The following is a 5,284-nucleotide window of genomic DNA, read 5'->3' on the forward strand; positions in this document are numbered from 1 at the left end:
CGACCACGCCATCCTTGTAGTCGTCCAGTTGCTCGGTCCAGCGGATATTGGCCACGAAGCCCGTCGCGATCGAACCCGGTTCGATGATAAGCGTCTTGATGCCAAACCCGGCTATTTCCTGGCTAACCGATTCGGCGAAACCTTCAAGTCCGAACTTCGCGGCGTGGTACATCGATCCACCCGGAAAAGCCGCACGGCCGCCGACGCTGCTCAGGTGAATGAACATGCCGTGTTTTCGCGCACGCATCGCGCCAAGAAATGCGCGGGTGACGTGGATGGGCGCCAGCAGATTCAGCGCGAGCTGTTGCTGGATATCGGCTTCGCTCATTTCCTCCATCGCGCCGATCACCGCGCCGCCCGCGTTATTGACGACGACATCGACATCGGCGTGACGCTTGGCCGCAGCCTGGACTTGCTCGGGGCGCGTCACATCGACCGACTCCACGTCGAGCCGGTCAGGCCACGCCTCTTTGAGTGCTTTGAGCGCCTCGACGCGGCGCACCGCGGCGACGACTCGATGCCCTTCGGCCAGCAACTTTTCGCTCAGCGCAAGCCCGAGACCGCTGGATGCGCCGGTGATGAACCACTTTTGACTCGACATGATGACGACTCCTTCACTATGAGTGAGTAAGCGCTCAATAAAGAGCTAAAATTTTACGCCGTGCTTTACGGCGTAATTGCCCGCCAGGCGGCATGAAAACCCAGTGCCAGATGGCGCTGCGCATCGCCTGGGTGGCTGTCCATGTACTCGATGGTGGTGTCGGCAATGCGCTCGATGATGGCATAGAGAAACGCGATGGGCGCGTTCACCAGAACGCCGCTTTGCACCGCATCTTCCATCATGCGCGACACCGCCTGAAACCGTTCCATGCCGCGTGCGCGAGTCGCGTCCTGTAACTGTCCGGAACCCGAGAGCCGCGAAATGGCGAGACGCTTGGCCTTGTTTTCCAGCCCCCAACTGACATAGCGCTGAAAAATGTGCTCCACGCGGTGCCGGAAGTCTGATTCATAAGGATAACCAGGCATGATGGTTTCCCCCAGGTCTTCCTTGAGGTGCAGGTACAAGGCCTGGAACAACACGTCTTTGTTCTCGAAGTAGGTGAACAGTGTCCCTTCGGCAACGCCTGCGCCCCGTGCAATGCTCGCTGTGCTGGCCTGCACGCCTAGGTCGGCAACCGCCTGCGTGGCCGCGGCCAGCAATGCGTTGCGTTTTTCGGGACTGAGAGGGCGAGCCATCTTGCGCGAGCTAAGTAAGAGTGAGTACGCGCTCAACTATAGGTGAAGTCAGCGGCAGGAGCAAGCCCTGCCTTCCAGGGAAATAGGGTGGGACGCAATGAAAAATGCGAAACGCATAGCATCATGTGATGAACGCTTGATGGCGCAAATGGTCTGATGACCCTATACGCCGCCTGCTGAATCAAATTCGAAGGACTTAAGCTTACGTTAATGCTTGTTGACGTAATGTGTTCGTTATAGTTGTCAGGAATTCGACGGTCGAGTGATGCAAAATTCATACTATGTTTGTCCGATTTAATTCGTCCTATGAATAGGATGGTTTGTAAACGGTGGTAATATACGCAGCCGCGAAGGAACCTCACCGCACCCGCCAGCCATCGGCCAGCCAGCTTGCGCCGTCCTTCCTTACACTGATTACAACGAGGGCGCCTTCGGTCGTTCCCTCGGCACTTCTCGCATCGGCCCGCCATAAGAACGGGGCCCTGAATAAACATGAAAGTCCGTAACGCCCGTCACTGGGCGCCCCGAGGTCCGCAACGCTGGGGCTACGCCGCCGTTGCGCTCGCCATTGCGAGCGTCGTGCGCATCGCCTTGCATCCTTTGCTTGGGCCGATGATGCCGGGCACTGCGTTTTGCATCGCAGCTTCGCTGGTCGAGTATTACTTCGGGCTTGCGCCGGCGCTCACCGTCATGGTGCTCGGACTCGGCATCGCCGACTATCTGTTCGTGCCGCCGTACGCCGATATCTCCGTGCTTGATTTCCACGATGCCGTGCTGCTCGTGTCGTACCCGCTCGTCACCCTCCTTGTGATTACGCTGATCGAGCGTCTGCGCCGCGAACAGTTTCGCGCGCAACTGATCGCGTCGGTGGCCCAGTCGCGTTATGAAATGCTGCTGCGTCACGACAATGAGCGCGTGCTTGCGCGCCGCGCCGAGGACGAAACGCATCGCCTGTTGCGTCATCTCGCGCAGCATCACGAAGGCTTCATTCTCATCAAGGCGCTGGAACGCAACGCCGTGCAGCGCGCGAGTGTGGGACAAAGCACGTCAGCGCTGCCGGCCGCCACTGAAGTTGCGCCCGGGCCGTTGTTCGAATCGGTGCATCCCGAGGACGTCCAGCGCCTGACCAATGCGTTGTGGCCGGGCCATCACCGCGTACGCCTGCGCCGCACGGCGCACGATCGCGAATTCCGCCTGACGAACTGCCAATGCGAGCGCTTTACCACGCATGCCGGCGACTTCCTCGTTTTGAGCACGGAGGACTAACGTGGCGACTGTCGAGATGGAACCGGTCGTGCGTGAGACGCCCACCGTGCGGCCCTCACGCATTTTCAGCGAAGGCGACGGCCACGCGGTCCTGCTGCTGCACGGCCTGTCGAGCTCGCCGATCGAGTTGCGTTACCTCGCCCGCTATCTGCACAACGAGGGCTTCACGGTCTGCGCACCGCTCATCGAAGGCTATAGCGCCGGCTCCAGCGAACAGACGATGGAGCAATGGGTGGAGTCTGCGGCGCGCGAGTTCGACGCACTGGCCGCGCGCTATGAACGCGTGTCGATCTGCGGCCTCTCGATTGGCGGCGCGCTGGCCATGCGGCTGATCCGCGAGCGGCCCAGCGCGCAGTCGCTGGTGTTGCTTTCGCTCACGCTGGCCTACGACGGCTGGGCAATCCCGTGGTATCGCTTCCTGCTGGACTGGGCTTACTACACGCCGCTGCGCAACACTTACCGTTACCGCGAGTCGGAACCGTTCGGCGTGCGAAACGAAGCCCTGCGCAAGAAGATTGCGCGCGCCATGCAGCGCAATTCGTTCAGCGAAGTGGGGCCCTCGACGATCTCGCTGCCCGCGCTGCATCAGGCGTTGCGTCTGGCGCGCGCGGCGCGCAAGGACGTGGCGGCGATTGAAAACGATACGCTCGTGATTCACGCGATCGACGATGAAACGTCGAGCCCGCGCAATCCGCGCTATGTGATCGACCATATCGGCGCCAATTTCCTTCGCACGCTCTGGCTCGATGACTCGTATCACATGATTACTTCGGATAACGAACGCGAGATCGTTGCGCGCGAAACCACACTGTTTTTGCGCGAGAGCGAAGTGGCGCACGGCGCGCGCGATACGCAGAATCAGCCGGTCGTGTCGAAGGCGCTCGCGCGACGTTTGCGTCAACTGGCGGCAGTGGGAAGGAAGAAGGCGTGAAGCAGTTCCTGACAATGATGGCGCTGGCCAGCGCCGCCTTGCTCGCATTCGCGCAGCGGGCTTCGGCCGACGATACGACAACTGCTGCGACCACGACTGCGGCGACGTCCGGCACGACTGCGGACGAGTCGCCCTGGAAGATCGCAATTGGTCCGGGCGCGTACTTCGCGCCGCAGTATCCCGGCTCGCGTCACATGAAGGTCTATCCGTTTCCGGCGCTCGACATCTCGTACCGCGATCGCATTTTCTCGCAGGGGCCGGACGTGCTGGGCATCAACGTGCTGACCGCGGAGAACTATCACCTGGGCGCATCGCTGAGCTTCGATTTCCAGTCGCGCACGGCTTCCGACGATCCGCATCTGCGAGGTCTGGGCAACGTGGATGACGGTCCCAAGCTGCGGATTTTCGGCGACTACACGCTTTGGGCCTTTACCGGCGCGGTGGCGGTCTATCAGGATATTTCCGGCAACGGGCAGGGTACGACGGCCAGTGCGGATCTTTACGCCTCGCTGCCGCTGCAGGGCTGGCTCTTTTCGGTTGGGCCGGGTCTCACGTGGGCCAATGCCGTTTATACGCGCACCTTGTTCGGCATTTCGTCGGCGCAGAGCGCGGCTTCCGGCTTGCCGCAGTATGCGACGGGCTCCGGTATCCGCGACGTGCATATGACGTTCTACGCCACGCACGATTTCTCGAAGCACTGGGTCGGCTCCGTCAACGCCACGCTCGGACGTCTGGAGCACTACGCGGGCAGCAGTCCGATCACCGAACGCCGCCGCGAGCTGACTACTTTCGCCGCGCTCGATTATCGCTTCTAGAGCGTTATTTCCGGCGTTTAAACGAACGACTCCGGATATACAAAGCGCGCCACGTCGACGCGCTCTTTCACCAGTCCCAGTGCGTGAAATGTATCGACGATATCCTGCTGCTCTTTCACGATATCGGGCGTGACGGCCACGGTCGTATAGTGGCGTCGCCCGGTCGAAAGCTTGAGCACGTCGGGACGCACGCCCAGTTGCGGCGCAAGGAGATTCGCGGTTTCCTGCGGATGGCTTTGCGTCCACTCATTTGCTTTTGCCAGTTCCTGAAACAGCACGCGGATAACCTGCGGATTCTGTTTGACGAAGTCTGGCCGCGCCAGATGGAAGGTGCGATTGTTCGACAGACCCGTGCCGTCACGCAGCACGCGTGGCGCGGTGGCCAGTTGCTGGCCCGCGAGAAACGGGTCCCACAAGCCGGCCGCATCGACATTGCCCGAGAGATAGGTCGCGCTCACATCCGCCGCGCTCGTCAAATAGACGGGCTGAATATCGCCATACTCCAGACCAGCCTCTCGTAGCGCGCGCACCAGCAGATACTGCACATTCCAGCCGCGCCCGATCGCCACTTTCTTGCCCTTCAATTCGCGGATCGAACGGATCGGCGAATCGGCCGCCACGAAGATGCCTATCCCCTTGGGATAGGGCTGTTCCGCACCCAGATAGACCGCGTTCACGCCCGCCGCGTTGGCGAAGGCGGACGGCGTATCGGCGGCATGGCCGAAGTCGAGCGCCTCGGCGTTGAGTGCTTCCGTCAGTTGCGGACCCGCGGCAAATTCCGCCCAGCGCACGCTCCAGCCGAGCGGCTGCAACGCCCGTTCCAGACTGCCGGTGCCCTTGAGAATATTGAGCGTATTGAACTTCTGGTAGCCGATGCGCAGCGTACGGGCATCGGCGGCTTGGGCCTTGGTAGCGAGTGCGGGAAGGCCGGCGGCGCCCAGCGCGGTTGCTGAAAGCTGGCGAATGAATCGGCGTCTGCTGTGTTGCATGCTGTTATAACGCGCAAAAAAGAGAAGGATGTGATCCTCAATTAATT

6 protein-coding genes are annotated in these 5,284 nt (G+C 61.1%); 3 read left to right on the forward strand and 3 right to left on the reverse strand.

Features of this window, described 5'->3' with window-relative positions:
• Both VG320_RS31070 and VG320_RS31075 read right to left on the reverse strand, forming a co-directional pair.
• On the reverse strand, window positions 1–601 hold a 601-nt coding region (locus tag VG320_RS31070; protein ID WP_327203899.1), incomplete at its 3' end, for an SDR family NAD(P)-dependent oxidoreductase.
• A gap of 65 nt (window positions 602–666) precedes the next feature.
• Entirely contained in the window at window positions 667–1,236 is a 570-nt protein-coding gene (locus VG320_RS31075) for a TetR/AcrR family transcriptional regulator (RefSeq protein ID WP_327203900.1), read from the reverse strand.
• 492 nt (window positions 1,237–1,728) lie between these two features.
• On the opposite strand from VG320_RS31075, the gene VG320_RS31080 reads away from it, so the two are divergent.
• From VG320_RS31080 to VG320_RS31090, 3 genes are read left to right on the forward strand one after another with little or no spacing between them, the layout of a single operon-like run.
• Window positions 1,729–2,502, forward strand: a complete 774-nt coding sequence (locus tag VG320_RS31080) for a DUF4118 domain-containing protein (protein WP_327203901.1) — start codon at window positions 1,729–1,731, stop codon at window positions 2,500–2,502.
• A 16-nt stretch (window positions 2,503–2,518) separates the two neighbouring features.
• On the forward strand, window positions 2,519–3,433 hold the full coding sequence (locus VG320_RS31085; RefSeq protein WP_327203902.1) for an alpha/beta hydrolase: 915 nt from the start codon (window positions 2,519–2,521) through the stop codon (window positions 3,431–3,433).
• A gap of 14 nt (window positions 3,434–3,447) precedes the next feature.
• Window positions 3,448–4,248 carry a MipA/OmpV family protein gene (locus VG320_RS31090; protein ID WP_327203903.1) on the forward strand — a complete coding sequence of 267 codons (801 nt, stop codon included), beginning with the start codon at window positions 3,448–3,450 and terminating at the stop codon, window positions 4,246–4,248.
• A 17-nt stretch (window positions 4,249–4,265) separates the two neighbouring features.
• Here the strand turns inward: VG320_RS31090 and VG320_RS31095 are convergent, their stop codons facing one another.
• Window positions 4,266–5,237 carry an aliphatic sulfonate ABC transporter substrate-binding protein gene (locus tag VG320_RS31095; RefSeq protein ID WP_327203904.1) on the reverse strand — a complete coding sequence of 324 codons (972 nt, stop codon included), beginning with the start codon at window positions 5,235–5,237 and terminating at the stop codon, window positions 4,266–4,268.
• Between the last annotated feature and the right edge of the window lie 47 nt (window positions 5,238–5,284).

It is taken from the genome of Paraburkholderia sp., from assembly GCF_035948235.1.
Classification (GTDB): domain Bacteria; phylum Pseudomonadota; class Gammaproteobacteria; order Burkholderiales; family Burkholderiaceae; genus Paraburkholderia.